The 13,339-nt window shown below is 69.1% G+C and carries 12 protein-coding genes; 8 read left to right on the top strand and 4 right to left on the bottom strand.

Annotation, left to right across the window (positions count from 1 at the left end):
• Positions 1 to 73: 73 nt before the first annotated feature.
• The 8 genes from ABZZ79_RS29835 to ABZZ79_RS29800 all read left to right on the top strand — a co-directional run bounded on the left by ABZZ79_RS29835 (position 74) and on the right by ABZZ79_RS29800 (position 8,834).
• Positions 74 to 742 carry an MOSC domain-containing protein gene (locus ABZZ79_RS29835; protein WP_356693947.1) on the top strand — a complete coding sequence of 223 codons (669 nt, stop codon included), beginning with the start codon at positions 74 to 76 and terminating at the stop codon, positions 740 to 742.
• A gap of 90 nt (positions 743 to 832) precedes the next feature.
• Complete coding sequence (locus ABZZ79_RS29830) at positions 833 to 1,606, top strand: SDR family oxidoreductase (protein WP_356693945.1); 774 nt, start codon at positions 833 to 835, stop codon at positions 1,604 to 1,606.
• An 83-nt stretch (positions 1,607 to 1,689) separates the two neighbouring features.
• Entirely contained in the window at positions 1,690 to 2,397 is a 708-nt protein-coding gene (locus ABZZ79_RS29825) for an ester cyclase (RefSeq protein WP_356693943.1), read from the top strand.
• Positions 2,398 to 2,638: 241 nt separating this feature from the next.
• Positions 2,639 to 3,064 (top strand): nuclease-related domain-containing protein, encoded by a 426-nt coding sequence (locus tag ABZZ79_RS29820; protein WP_356693941.1) that lies wholly within the window; start codon positions 2,639 to 2,641, stop codon positions 3,062 to 3,064.
• Between the two features lie 79 nt (positions 3,065 to 3,143).
• On the top strand, positions 3,144 to 3,551 hold the full coding sequence (locus ABZZ79_RS29815; protein WP_356693939.1) for a hypothetical protein: 408 nt from the start codon (positions 3,144 to 3,146) through the stop codon (positions 3,549 to 3,551).
• A 265-nt stretch (positions 3,552 to 3,816) separates the two neighbouring features.
• Positions 3,817 to 4,098 carry a hypothetical protein gene (locus tag ABZZ79_RS29810; protein ID WP_356693937.1) on the top strand — a complete coding sequence of 94 codons (282 nt, stop codon included), beginning with the start codon at positions 3,817 to 3,819 and terminating at the stop codon, positions 4,096 to 4,098.
• Positions 4,099 to 4,102: 4 nt separating this feature from the next.
• Entirely contained in the window at positions 4,103 to 8,545 is a 4,443-nt protein-coding gene (locus ABZZ79_RS29805) for a DUF6531 domain-containing protein (protein WP_356693935.1), read from the top strand.
• Positions 8,538 to 8,834 carry a hypothetical protein gene (locus ABZZ79_RS29800; RefSeq protein ID WP_356693933.1) on the top strand — a complete coding sequence of 99 codons (297 nt, stop codon included), beginning with the start codon at positions 8,538 to 8,540 and terminating at the stop codon, positions 8,832 to 8,834. Before ABZZ79_RS29805 ends, ABZZ79_RS29800 begins: the two co-directional genes overlap by 8 nt.
• 250 nt (positions 8,835 to 9,084) lie before the next feature.
• Here the strand turns inward: ABZZ79_RS29800 and groL are convergent, their stop codons facing one another.
• From groL to ABZZ79_RS29780, 4 genes are all read right to left on the bottom strand, one after another.
• Complete coding sequence (groL, locus tag ABZZ79_RS29795; protein WP_356693931.1) at positions 9,085 to 10,707, bottom strand: chaperonin GroEL; 1,623 nt, start codon at positions 10,705 to 10,707, stop codon at positions 9,085 to 9,087.
• Positions 10,708 to 10,836: 129 nt separating this feature from the next.
• Complete coding sequence (gene groES / locus ABZZ79_RS29790; protein ID WP_356693929.1) at positions 10,837 to 11,145, bottom strand: co-chaperone GroES; 309 nt, start codon at positions 11,143 to 11,145, stop codon at positions 10,837 to 10,839.
• A gap of 207 nt (positions 11,146 to 11,352) precedes the next feature.
• Positions 11,353 to 12,189 (bottom strand): polysaccharide deacetylase family protein, encoded by an 837-nt coding sequence (locus ABZZ79_RS29785; protein WP_356693927.1) that lies wholly within the window; start codon positions 12,187 to 12,189, stop codon positions 11,353 to 11,355.
• On the bottom strand, positions 12,186 to 13,085 hold the full coding sequence (locus ABZZ79_RS29780; protein WP_356693925.1) for a polysaccharide deacetylase family protein: 900 nt from the start codon (positions 13,083 to 13,085) through the stop codon (positions 12,186 to 12,188). The genes ABZZ79_RS29785 and ABZZ79_RS29780 overlap by 4 nt, the downstream gene beginning before the upstream one ends.
• Between the last annotated feature and the right edge of the window lie 254 nt (positions 13,086 to 13,339).

The following is a 13,339-nucleotide window of genomic DNA, read 5'->3' as shown; positions in this document are numbered from 1 at the left end:
GCATAAGTCTTGCTTGGGTGCGGAGGCGAATAATGCGTCGACGCTTTGGCCCTCGGCGGCCTACCGTGCGGTCATGAAGCTTCTGTCCCTGAACCTGGGCCGTGCGACGCGCGTGCCCTACACCGACCAGCCGGATGGGCTGACCGGCATCGACAAGCGGCCCGTGGAAGGTCCGGTGCGGGTCACGGCGCCCGGGCCCAAGGGGGTCGGGAGGAGCGGGCTGGCCGGGGACGCGGTGTGCGACACCCGGCACCACGGCGGCGACGACCAGGCCGTCTACGCCGTGGCGCGGGAGGACCTCGACGCCTGGGAGACGGAGCTGGGGCGCGAGCTGCCGAACGGCTGCTTCGGTGAGAACCTCACCACGATCGGCCTGGACGTCTCCGGCGCCCTCATCGGCGAACGCTGGCGGGTCGGCCCCGACCTCGTCCTCGAAGTCACCTGCGGCCGCATCCCCTGCCGGACCTTCCAGGCCCACCTCGGCGAGGACCGCTGGGTGAGGCGCTTCACGCAGCGCGCGGCGCCGGGGGCGTACCTGCGGGTGATCGAGCCGGGCGAGATCCGCACCGGGGACCGGATCGAGATAGTGCACCGCCCCGACCACGAGGTGACGGTGGCGCTCGCCTTCCAGGCCGAGACGACCCGGCGGACGCTGCTGCCCGCGATCCTCGCGGCGGGCGAGGCGCTGCACCCCGAGCTGCTGGCGTCGGCCCGCAAGTACGTGGCGGCGCAAGGAAGCTGATCGCCGGTCACGCGATTCCCTCACCCGCGGAACCCGAATCCCCCACCTCCGGGGCCGGATCCGGCGCCTTGGGGTCACTAACCTTGCGCCATGACAACGGCTCTCATTACGGGATCGACGGCGGGCATCGGCGGCGCGTTCGCGCGGCGGCTGGCCGCGGACGGGCAGAACCTCGTGCTGGTGGCACGGGACGCGGGGCGGCTGGCGGAGCAGGCGACCGAGCTGCACGACCGGCACGGCATCGAGGCGGAGGTGCTGGTGGCCGATCTGGCGACGGACGCCGGGATCGATGCCGTGGCGGCCCGGCTGGCGGACCGGCGCAACCCCGTCGACCTGCTGGTCAACAACGCGGGGTTCGGCAACAAGGGCCGTTTTCTGGAGGTGTCCGTCGAGGACGAGCTGCGGATGCTGAAGGTGCACTGCGAGGCGGTGCTCCGGCTGACGTCGGCGGCGACGGAGGCGATGCGGGAGCGTGGGCGGGGCGGGGTCGTGAACGTGGCCTCGGTCGCGGCGTTCGTGCCGCGGGGCACCTACGGAGCGTCGAAGGCGTGGGTCGTGCAGTTCACGCAGGGCGTGGCGCGAGATCTGGCGGGCAGCGGGGTGCGGTTGATGGCGCTGTGCCCGGGGTTCGTGCGCACGGAGTTCCACGAGCGGGCCGGCATGGGCACCGACAACATCCCCGGCTGGATGTGGCTCGACGCCGACAAGCTGGTCGCGACGGCCCTGGCCGACCTGGCCCGCGGCAAAGCCGTGTCGATCCCGGACCCGCGCTACAAGGCGCTGATGGGCGTGGTCAAGGTGGTCCCCCGGGGGCTGCTGGGCGGGGTCACGTCCAGGACCGGGCGGAAGTACGGGCCGCGGTAGGCCGGTCGGGGGACGCCGGGGCGGGGCGGTGGAACAATGGAGCTGTCCGGACGGACCCCACGGGGGGGGTCGGAGGCGGCGCCATGACGTTCGTACAGATCATCGACTGCAAGACCAGCCGGTTCGACGAGATGAACCGGCTGATGGACACCTGGGTCGAACAGACCAAAGGCAAGCGGACGGCGACGCACAACGTGATCGGCAAGGACCGGTCCGACGCGTCGCACTACATCGAGATCGTGGAGTTCCCCTCGTACGAGGAGGCGATGCGTAACTCGAACCTTCCCGAGACCGACAGGATCTTCCGGGACATGGTCGCGCTCTGCGACGAGATGCCTACGTTCACGGACCTGGACGTCGTACGGGACGAGCAGCTGTACGCCTCCCAGGTGCGGCGGCTGCTGGAGACGATGGGCACGCCGGGCGAGCTCCCGCCGCTCAACGACCTGATCGCGGAGCACTACCACGACCACGACCCGTCCAATGAGCAGGACGTCCTCGGGCTGGAGAACATCCGGCGCGAGATGCTGATGTGGCGCGGGGCGTTCGACTTCGCGTTCACCGTGGAGGACCTGGTCTGCGAGGGCGACCGGGTCTGTGTGCGCTGGTTCTGGAAGGGCACCAACAAGGCCGACTTCCTCGGTATCCCGGCCACTGGCAAGGAGTGCACCATGACCGGCACGACCGTCTTCCGCTGCGGCGGCGACGGCAGGATCGCCGAGGGCTGGTGGGAGTACGACCGCCTGGGCCTGATGTCCCAGCTGGGCGTGCTGGACGCGCTGGAGCAGTAGGCGCGGTAGCGGGTACGCCCATGAAGGAGAAGCCCCCTGGAATCCGCCCGGCGGATGGGGGCTTCTGCTCTCTGCCGTGTCCGAGGCGGCGCACGTCCAGGCCCGGTGCCCCTCTACGGCCCGCCGCCCGACTGTCACAGGGTGCGACTAGGATTTCGGCCCGGTCGGAAGAGGAGATCCACGAAGCTCGACCATGGGTCTCCTCTCCTCTATCTGCTGCTGCCGTTTCCGCAGGTGCCTGGTGTCCGCTGCTCCCAAGCCGACAGCCCCCACCCCCCGGGAGCGTTGGTTCCAGCCCCGGCGATCCGGGTTCCGGTGGGAGCAGGAGAGGCTGGACCATCTCCGGGGGCTGCCGAGGACCAAGCCGTTCCGGGCGTGGGCGACGTTCCAGTTCACCGGCGGGTCCGGCCGGATCAACGAGTGCGACGTACTGATCGCCGTGCCCGGCGGGCTCTATCTGCTGGAACTGAAGGGGCACCCCGGCCGGGTCGTGAACCACCGTGACACCTGGCAGTTCCACGGCGACTGTGTGCGCACGCTGCGCAATCCCCTCCACCTGACCGATCTCAAGGCCGAGGAGCTGAAGGGGCCTGGACGCTCGGGATGGACCCCCGGCAGGTTCCCTTCATCAAGCCCGCCGTCCTCCTGCACGACCCGGGCCTGGTGAGTCAGCTGGACGAGTTCCAGCGCACCGCCGCGAGTACCAGGTGCTGCAGGGGCTCAATCATCGCGGCATCGTGCAGGCGGTGCAGATCCGCGAGCACCAGGGCGGCCCCGCGATCCTCTTCCGGCATCGCGGGTCTGATCTCCGGCTGGACGCCTACCTCGACGCCTATGGCGGTCAGCTCACCCCCGCCCCGCGACTGGGTCTGGTCCGCCAGCTCGCCGAGGCGTTGCGCTACGCGCACAACACGCGGCTGGCGGCCGAGCGGGTCCGGCAGCGGGTGGTGGACCTCGCCGAGACTTCCGGCCCGCGCTTCGTTCTACTCGTCCACGAGGCCGGTCTCCTCGCCCAGTACTGGGAGGCGGGGGGCCGGGAGTTGCTGGTCGCTCTCCAGCGGTCGGCCCGGCGCCCGGCCGACACCCCGCACGGGCTGTGGCTGCTGCTGCCCATGAAGGACCCGCGCGCGACGCCGACGCTGGACGGACGGTGAGGTGGTGGACCGGCGACCGAGTGGGAGGCTTCGAGGCCACGCAGGAGATGAATGTCCAGAAGATCCGGTCCATCAACCACTGAATCAAATGGCGGGCTGTCCTGGGGGTTCCGAGATGCGGCCCATCGTGCGCGCTTTACCTCTCCTTGGATCGCGCATTGCCTGCTCCGGGAGCGCCTCACCTAGGGTCGTCAGGTTGGCATGTGCACAGAGTGAAGTACGGGGGTGGGGTGACGTGGCCGACCTGGGCAAGGAAGCGGCGTCCATGCATACGGCGGCATCGGGACTGCGCGCGGTGGGACAGCACACGGCGAAGCCGTTGCAGGAGTTCAAGGCCGCGTCGCACGACCTGGACGCGCTCGGCGCCCTCGGCTCCCTTCTCGGAGCGAAGAGCGAGATCGAGGAGGGCATGACCACCCTCGCCAAGCTCGCCAAGGAACTGGACGAGGAATGGAAGGCGGAGGCGAAGCTGATCGGCGAGATATCTGACGCCTTCGACCTGCTCGACGTCCTGCTGGCGGCCGCGGCCCGAGCGAAGAAGGGCTGAGCCCGTGGTCGATCTCAACCCCCTGCACTACGTGAACAAGTTCAATCACATGTTCGGCGACACCCTCACCAGCGGTCTGGAGTTTCTGGGGATCAGCGACCCGGCAGTCGACCCGGACGGCATCCGGGAGATCGCCAAGAAGTGGCGCCATCTGGCAGCCGGCCTGGACGACGCGGCCGAGGCCGCGCGCAAGGCGATGGCGGACGTGGAGTGGGAGGGCAAGGCGGCCAAGGCGTTCCACAAGCGCTCCAAGGCGGCCCGCACGCAGGCCACCGAGATGGCGGACGCGCTGCGTGAGGGCGCGAAGGCGTTGGACGAATTCGCGGACCAGGCACACGAGTTGCTCGCCGAGATCGGTGTACTCCTCGCAGAGATAGCCGAGTTCGAGATCGCGGGCCTGGCGCTGTCGGTGCTGACCGGCGGCGCCTCTGCGGTCGTCTCATCTCTGATGGCCGGCTCCCGTGCGGTCAAGGTGGTAGCGCTGGTGGCCCGGATCGAGAAGGAAGGCACCGTACTGGCCTCCGCGATCCGCACGGTGATGGAGACCATCCGGGCGGTCGAGCGGGCACTCAAGGCCCTGAAGGAGATCCGCGGAGTCGCCGCGGCGGCAAGGATGGCCAAGACGGGCGCGGAGTTTGCCGCCTTCGACACACTGCTGAAGGACCCGGCCGCGTTCAAGGACCCGGACAAACTGGCCGGCATTCTCGCCGAGGGCGCTTTGCTGGGTATTGGCTTCGGCGTCCTGGGTAAGGCGTTGGGCAAGGGGTTGAAGGCCCTCAAGCCGGCCGACCTGGCCAGGCTGAGCCGGGGCCTCAAGCTGAACTGCGCCACCTTCGAGCGACTGAGGCTGAACCCCGGCTTCGACAAACTGCCCGCCTCGGTCCGCAACATGATCAAGAAATTCGTGGCGGATCCGATCGACGTGGCCACGGGGGACATGGCTCTGCCCCGTACGGACGTCCAACTCCCCGGTGTGCTGCCGTTGGTGCTGGAACGCACCCATGTTTCCTCGTATCGCTGGGGCGGCTGGTTCGGCCCGTCCTGGGCCTCTACGCTCGACCAGCGTGTTCAGGCCGACGATGACGGCTTCGTCTACGCGGCAGCCGACGGTGCTCGCCTGTGTTTCCCCGTGCCTGATCCGGAGACCAACGAGCCGGTCCGCCCGGAGACCGCAGGCTCCCGCCTGACCCTGTCCTGGGACCACGACACCGACGGCGCGATACGCATCACCGACCCCGACACGGGCCTGATCCATGTCTTCCACAGCCCGGTCGCGGCAGCCGACGACACAGCGGTGGACCTGCCCCTCCAGCAGATTCAGGACCGTAACGGCAACCGCGTCACCGTCGTCTATGCCGAGGGTGACGTCCCCGCCGCGGTCGAGCACTCCGGCGGCTACAGGATTGCCCTGGACCACCATCCTTCCCTCTCGCGCATCACGGGTCTGCGCCTCCTCGACCCCACCGCGCCGGAAGGGCGGGGCACCACCCTGCTCACCTTCGGCTACGACGAGACGGGCCGCCTCACCGAGGAGACCAACTCCTCTGGCCTGCCGCTGCGCTACACCTACGATGCCGACGGACGCATCACGTCCTGGACCGACCGCAACGACACCACGTACTGGTACTCCTACGACGGGCAGGGCCGCGTCGTGGCCACCGGCGGCACCGGCGACGCGCTGGCCTCCACCTTCACCTACGACGACGCCACACGCACGACCCTCGTCACCGACTCCCTCGGGCACACTCGTATCTACGAGCACAATGAGGCCCTCCGCCTCATCCGCGAGACCGACCCGCTCGGCAACGTCACACAGCAGGAGTGGGACGAGGACAGGCAACTCGTCTCGGTCACGGACCCCTTGGGAAACATCACGGGCCACACGTACGACGAGAACGGCCACGTCACGCACGTCCTGCGGTCGGACGGCAGCGAACTCCACCTCGGGTACAACGAGGTGGGCCTGCCCACGCTGATGGTGGACGCAGCCGGCTCGCAATGGGTCCAGGAATACGACGCGTCGGGCAACACGGTGGCTGTCACCGACCCGGCGGGGCGCACTACGCGCTTCGCCTACAACAGGAACGGCAGCCTCAAGCGCATCAGCGACTCCTCGGGCAGCGCCACCCTGATCCGTAGCGACGGAGCGGGCCTCCCTCTCGACGTGACGGACACTCTGGGTGCGACAACAACGTGCGAGCGGGACGCGTTCGGGCGCCCCATCGTCCTGACCGACGCGTCGGGAGCCCAGACCCGCTTGGAGTGGAATGTCGAGGGCAAGCCGGTACGCCGCATCGCCGCCGACGGGTCGGAGGAGACCTGGCGCTACGACGCCGAGGGCAACTGCACCCACCACACCGATGCGTACGGCGGCGTCTCGCGCTTCGAGTACACGTACTTCGACCTCTTGTCGGCACGCACCGGCCCGGACGGAGTGCGCTACGAGTTCTCCTACGACACCGAACTCCACCTCGTGCAGGTCCGCAATCCGCAGGGCCTGAACTGGGACTACACCTACGACCCGGCGGGACGACTGAGCTCGGAGGACGACTTCGACGGCCGGACGCTCGCCTATACGCACGACCAGGCGGGTCGCCTGACATCTCGCACGAACGCGATCGGTCAAGTGGTTGCGTTCGAGCGCAACACCCTGGGGCAGGTCGTACGCAAAGACGCGGCGGGCCAGGTGACGGCGTACACATACGACCCGATGGGCCGACTTGCCGAGGCGGGCGGTCCAGGGGTCAGCACACTGGCCATGCTGCGAGACCGCCACGGCAGGGTGTTGTCGGAGACAGTCGACGGCCGCGAAGTGACCTACAGATACGACGACTTGGGACAGCTGGTCAGTCGGACGACACCGACCGGAGCGACGACGGACTGGTCGTACGACAGTGCCGGCCGGCGCACGAGGATGGTCGCCTCTGGACGTGCCGTCGATTTCACCTATGACTCAGCGGGCCGCGAACTCGTACGGCGAGTCGGCGAGACGCTCACGTTGGAGCACACCTACGACGCCCTCGGCCGCAGAACCGTCCAGTCGGTGACGGCCCAGGACGGGCGCCCGATCCAGCGTCGCGCCTACACCTACCGCGCCGACGGCAACCCCGTTCGCATCGATGACCAGCTGGCCGGGAGCCGCACCATCGACCTGGACGCGGTGGGCAGGGTCACGGCGGTGCGCGCGGAGACCTGGTCGGAGACGTACGCGTACGACACGGCAGGCAACCAGGTGTCCGCGTCGTGGCCCGCGTCCCATGGTCGAGAGGCGGCCGGCACACGCGCGTACGAGGGCACCCGCATCCGGCGTGCAGGTGAGGTCCGCTACGAACACGACGCCCTCGGCCGTGTCGTCCTGCGCCAGAAGAGTCGACTGTCCCGCAAGCCGGACACCTGGCACTACGAGTGGGACGCCGAGGACCGCCTGACCCAGGTGACCACACCGGACGGCACCCGCTGGCGCTACACCTATGACCCGCTGGGCCGTCGTACGGCGAAACTGCGCCTTGCCGTCGGCGGCGAAACGGTCGTCGAACGCGTCGAGTTCACCTGGGACGGCTCGGTCCTGTGCGAACAGACCACCACGTCACCGGAGCTGCCGCACCAGGTTACGCTCACCTGGGACCACCAGGGCCAGCACCCCGTGGCCCAGACCGAACGTCTCACGTCGGACACATCCCAGGAAGATGTCGACTCCCGGTTCTTCGCCATCGTGACCGATCTCGTCGGCACCCCCGGCGAGCTCGTGGACGAGCAGGGCGAGATCGCATGGCGCGCCCGCAGCACGGTCTGGGGCACCACCGCCTGGCCCGCGAACAGCACGGCCTACACACCCCTGCGCTTCCCGGGGCAGTACCACGACCCCGAAACAGGCCTGCACTACAACTTCTTCCGCCACTACGACCCCGAGACCGCCCGCTACCTCACTACCGACCCCCTCGGTCTCACTCCCGGACCGAATCCCACCGCGTACGTCCTCAATCCGCACACGTGGAGCGATCCTCTCGGCTTGTCAGGGTGCCCAGAACACCTTTTCCGAGGAACCACCCTCGGTTTCGAAGGAAGCCCTGGCGTACAGCGGTACGGCATCACGCCCACGTCCTCCGACCCCGGCGTGGCAACCGTGTTCGCGACACAGGCCGAGAGGTTCGGAGAGGCCGTCGTAGAGATCTATCCACGCCGCGCGCTACAGGGGGTCCCCGTGCACGAGGGGTACATCGCGCGCGAGGCCGAATGGCCGGTCGAACTGAGCCCGGCCGACCTCTCGTCCCGTGCCTCCCTGCAGGTTCCTTCGGCCGTTGCGCGAGATATCCTCGCGGAAATGGGAGTCAACGTGCCGAGGAGAGTCAGAAACGAGGACATCGATCCTCTACTCGAGTACGACATCCCGAAACTTTCACCCGAACAGATCGCGAAATTCGTCGAGGAGGCCCACAAACGTGCCTGAGAAGGCAGCGCTAAGCGTTCTGGAAGTCCTTCCCGCGCCGACAGAACTAACGGCGGTGTGCGTTGTGCGATGCATCGAAGGGACGGCCGTCCTGGGGATGCAATTCCTTGGCATGCCACCGCAAGAAGAGAACGGCGACGCTCATGCGCCTCTCACCTTGGAAAAGATCGAGTGGTATGGCAGAGACGTGGAACAGTTGGACACGGTTCATTCCGGCAAGGTCACCTTGAGGGGGGAGTCGGCCAAGACGCTCACGCCGGGAACGACGCTGACACTCGCACATCCGTGAACATCGCACGAAGGTGATGCTCCACGGCCCCATATCCCTCGGGAGAAGGCCTGACGCTGCCAGAGGTGGAGGCCCGCGCCGTACGCGGCCTGAGGTTCGCGGAAGCCCTGCCCGAACGGCTCGCTCAGGCCACCCCGGCCGCGCGGCTCGCGGACGAGGAAAGGGCACGACGGCTGACGGCGGGACCCGAGCAGCCGGAAGGCCCGGCGCCCCCAACCGGGTGCCGGGCCTTCTGGTGGTGCGTGGTGGGTCAGTGCGAGTGGCCGTGGCCGTGGCCTGCGTCGGCCGGCTCCTCTTCCTTCTTCTCGACGACCAGGGTCTCGGTCGTCAGAAGCAGGGAGGCGATGGAGGCGGCGTTCTCCAGGGCGGAGCGGGTGACCTTGACCGGGTCGATGACGCCCTGCTTGACCAGGTCGCCGTACTCGCCGGTGGCGGCGTTGTAGCCGTTGCCCTTCTCCAGGTCGGCGACCTTGGAGACGATGACGTAGCCCTCCAGGCCGGCGTTCTCGGCGATCCAGCGCAGCGGCTCGACGGCGGCGCGGCGGACGACGGAGACACCGGTGGCCTCGTCGCCGGTCTTGCCGAGGTTGCCCTCCAGGACCTTCACGGCGTGGACGAGCGCGGAGCCACCACCGGAGACGATGCCCTCCTCGACCGCGGCGCGGGTCGCGGAGATGGCGTCCTCCAGACGGTGCTTCTTCTCCTTCAGCTCCACCTCGGTGGCGGCGCCGACCTTGATCACGCACACGCCGCCGGCCAGCTTCGCGAGGCGCTCCTGGAGCTTCTCGCGGTCCCAGTCGGAGTCGGTGTTCTCGATCTCGGCCTTGATCTGGTTGACGCGGCCGACGACGTCCTCGGAGTTGCCGCCACCGTCGACCAGGGTGGTGTCGTCCTTGGTGACGGTCACGCGGCGGGCGCTGCCCAGCACGTCCAGACCGGCCTGGTCGAGCTTGAGACCGACCTCCTCGGAGATGACCGTGGCGCCCGTGAGGACCGCCATGTCCTGGAGCATCGCCTTGCGGCGGTCACCGAAGCCGGGGGCCTTGACCGCGACCGCGTTGAAGGTGCCGCGGATCTTGTTCACGACGAGGGTGGACAGGGCCTCGCCCTCGACGTCCTCGGCGATGATCAGCAGCGGCTTGGAGCCACCGGACTGGATGACCTTCTCCAGCAGCGGCAGCAGGTCCTGGATCGAGGAGATCTTGCCCTGGTTGATGAGGATGTAGGGGTCCTCCAGGACGGCCTCCATGCGCTCCTGGTCCGTCACGAAGTACGGCGACAGGTAGCCCTTGTCGAAGGCCATGCCCTCGGTGAAGTCCAGCTCCAGACCGAAAGTGTTGGACTCCTCGACGGTGATGACACCGTCCTTGCCGACCTTGTCCATCGCCTCGGCGATGAGCTCGCCGACCTGCTGGTCCTGGGCGGACAGCGCGGCGACGGCGGCGATGTCGGACTTCTCCTCGATCGGCCGGGCGGTCGCGAGCAGATCCTCGGAGACCGCGGCGACGGCCGCGTCGATGCCCTTCTTCAGGGCGGCCGGAGAGGCGCCGGCGGCGACGTTCTTCAGGCCCTCGCGGACGAGCGCCTGGGCCAGCACGGTGGCGGTGGTCGTACCGTCACCCGCGATGTCGTTGGTCTTGGTCGCCACCTCCTTCACCAGCTGGGCGCCGAGGTTCTCGAACGGGTCCTCGACCTCGACCTCGCGGGCGATGGTCACACCGTCGTTGGTGATGGTGGGGGCGCCGAACTTCTTGTCGATCACGACGTTGCGGCCCCTGGGGCCGATCGTCACCTTGACCGTGTCCGCAAGCTTGTTGACGCCACGCTCAAGGGCGCGACGGGCGTCCTCGTCGAACTTCAGGATCTTCGCCATGGCAGCGGTAGCCCTCTCGGAAAGTCTGGGGTAAAGAAACTGCGCCCCGGGCGCCCGGCTTCTATGGGTCGCGGGGGCCAGGGGCGCAGAACAAGCAAACAGCAGGGTGTTTCGGGTGCAGCGAGGTGCTTACTTCTCGATGATCGCGAGAACGTCGCGAGCCGAGAGAACGAGGTACTCCTCGTTGTTGTACTTCACCTCGGTGCCGCCGTACTTGCTGTAGAGGACCACGTCGCCGACCTGGACGTCGAGCGGCAGACGGTTGCCGTCCTCGAAGCGGCCCGGGCCCACGGCGAGGACGACGCCCTCCTGGGGCTTCTCCTTCGCGGTGTCCGGGATGACCAGGCCGGAGGCCGTGGTCTGCTCGGCGTCGAGCGGCTGGACCACGATGCGGTCCTCGAGCGGCTTGATGGCAACCTTGGAGCTGGTGGTCGTCACGATCCGACCTCCCCCTTCGGAGATCTCACGGGGTTAACTGTCTGAGGTGGCGACCAGGTGGATCCGTCGTCGCGGGTGCCGGACCTGCCCGTCGCGTGTTTGGCACTCTCCAGTGGGGAGTGCCAGACCCGAGACTATGACCGGGGTTAGCACTCGGTCAAGCGGAGTGCCAATTGACGTCCGGCGCGGCGCCCGTGTCCGACCTTCCTACAGGTAGTTCTCCAGCCTGCCCACCGTCAGTCCCCGCCGCTGGATCTCCCGCAGCACGGCGGCCGTACGGTCGCGCAGGGGCGGGTCGGTGGGGTCGCGGGAGGGCAGCGAGACGATCATGCCGGGCGCGAGCCGTAGAGGAGCCCGGGTATCGGTGACGGTCGCGCTCCAGCGGACGACCGCCGCGATGCCGCAGTCGGCGGCGGCCCGCAGCGTGGTGGTGTCGTAGGCGCCGTGCGGCGGCCGGAAGAGGCGCGGGCGCAGACCGAAGCGGGCCCGGAGCTTGTCCTGCTGACCGCAGATCGCCGCGCGCTGTCCGGCGTACGGCAGTCCGCGCAGATACGTGTGGTCGAGCGTGTGGTTCTGCACGCCCGCCCCGACCGCGCGCAGCCGCGCGAAGTGCGCGTAGCCCGGTCCCACGACGCTGTCGGTGAGGAACAGGCTCACCGGGAGCCGCAGTTCGCGGACCAGGTCGACGAACAGGGGGTCGCGCTCCGCCCCGTCGTCGTAGGTCAGGAAGACGACCCGGTCGCGGGTGGGCACCCGGTCGACGACGGGCGGCAGCGCGCCGGGCGCGGCCGGACGCGGCCGGCGCGCGGGGTCCGGGGCGGCGGGAAGGGGCGCGGTGAGGCCCCAGCGGCGGTACGGCGGCTGCGGCGCGCGCGAGTCGCCGCCGGTGGCGTGCGGGGGCGCGGAGGCCTGCGTGGCGCCGGTGGCGCGGACCCGCTCGGCCGCCTTCCCGCCCAGCCGTTCCACCGGGTCGACGGAGCGGGCGCAGCCGGTGAGCGGGACGGTCAGGGCGAGCGTGGCCGCGATCAGGTCCCGCACCCTCACAGGTAGTCCTCCAGCCGTGCGACCGCGTACCCCTCGTCGGTCACCTTGCGCAGGAACCGGCGGATCATGTCGGGCATGCTGCCCTTCCACTGGGCCTTGCCGCGGAAGTGGCTGAGGACGATGTCACCGGGGTGCAGGCCGCGGTCCCACTCGCGGTACTCCCAGCGGTCGACGAAGACCTCCTGGTTCCAGAGCGGGGCGTACTTCACGCCGCAGGCCTTCGCGGCGCGCAGCGTGTCGCGGTCGTAGCCGCCGAAGGGCGGCCGGAAGACGACGGGGCGCTTGCCGTAGCGCTTCTCGATGACGTCCTGCATGCCGCAGATCTCGCGCTTCTGGCGTTCGTAGGACAGGGCGGGCATGAACGGGTGGTGGAGGGTGTGGTTGTTGAGGGTCACTCCCCGGTCCTGCATCCGCCCGAAGTACCCGTAGTCCTCCTTGACCAGGTAGTCGCTGAGGAAGGCGGTGTACGGGATCTTCAGCTCGCTCATCATCCGCAGGAACGCCGGGTCCTTCTCGGCGCCGTCGTCGATGGTGAGGAAGACGACCTTCTCCTTGGTGGGGACCGTGGTGAAGACCGGCGGCAGGCCCAGTTCCTCGTGGCCGTCGACCTCGAAGCCCTCGCGGGTGCCGATGGCCGGCTTCCTCGCGGGCGGGGGCGGGGGCCGGAGCGGCGTCTCGGCCAGCCCCCAGCGTCTGGCGGCGGCCGCGCGGGCGGTGTAGTCGGCCCGCAGCCGGTCGGCGTAGGAGTCCAGGGCGCGGGCGTGGGGCGCCTTCAGGTGCGGCTGCTGCCCGGGCGCGGGGCGGGCCGTAAGGACCTCGGGACGGGCGCCCCCGGCGCACCCGGCGGCTAGGGCGGAGGCTGCGAGCACGGCGAGCGCGGCACGGACGCGCGGCACGCGACGCCCCCGCCTCCGTCCCGGCGAACGCCCCCGGCGACCGGACGGGCCCCCGGCCCCACCAGCCCCACCCCCACCAGCCCCAGCCCCAGCCCCACCGACACCGACACCGACACCGACACCGACACCAAAGGAAGTATTTTTGTCATTTTGTCCTACTGCTCGCATGTAGCCGGATCCTCGCAGCACCCCACCCCCGGCCCCCGCCGACACCGCCACCGCGGGCGCACCGTCCTCCGACTGGCCCACAATGA

It is taken from the genome of Streptomyces sp. NPDC006458 (assembly GCF_040612135.1).
GTDB lineage: Bacteria > Actinomycetota > Actinomycetes > Streptomycetales > Streptomycetaceae > Streptomyces.
The sequence above is the reverse complement of the archived record's forward strand: the minus strand, read 5'-3'. Positions and strand labels throughout refer to the sequence as shown.

Coding starts and splice junctions, on each gene's coding strand:
- ABZZ79_RS29835 (WP_356693947.1), top strand. CDS start 74: ATGAAGCTTCTGTCCCTGAACCTGGGCCGTGCGACGCGCGTGCCCTAC.
- ABZZ79_RS29830 (WP_356693945.1), top strand. CDS start 833: ATGACAACGGCTCTCATTACGGGATCGACGGCGGGCATCGGCGGCGCG.
- ABZZ79_RS29825 (WP_356693943.1), top strand. CDS start 1,690: ATGACGTTCGTACAGATCATCGACTGCAAGACCAGCCGGTTCGACGAG.
- ABZZ79_RS29810 (WP_356693937.1), top strand. CDS start 3,817: ATGCATACGGCGGCATCGGGACTGCGCGCGGTGGGACAGCACACGGCG.
- groL (WP_356693931.1), bottom strand. CDS start 10,707: ATGGCGAAGATCCTGAAGTTCGACGAGGACGCCCGTCGCGCCCTTGAG.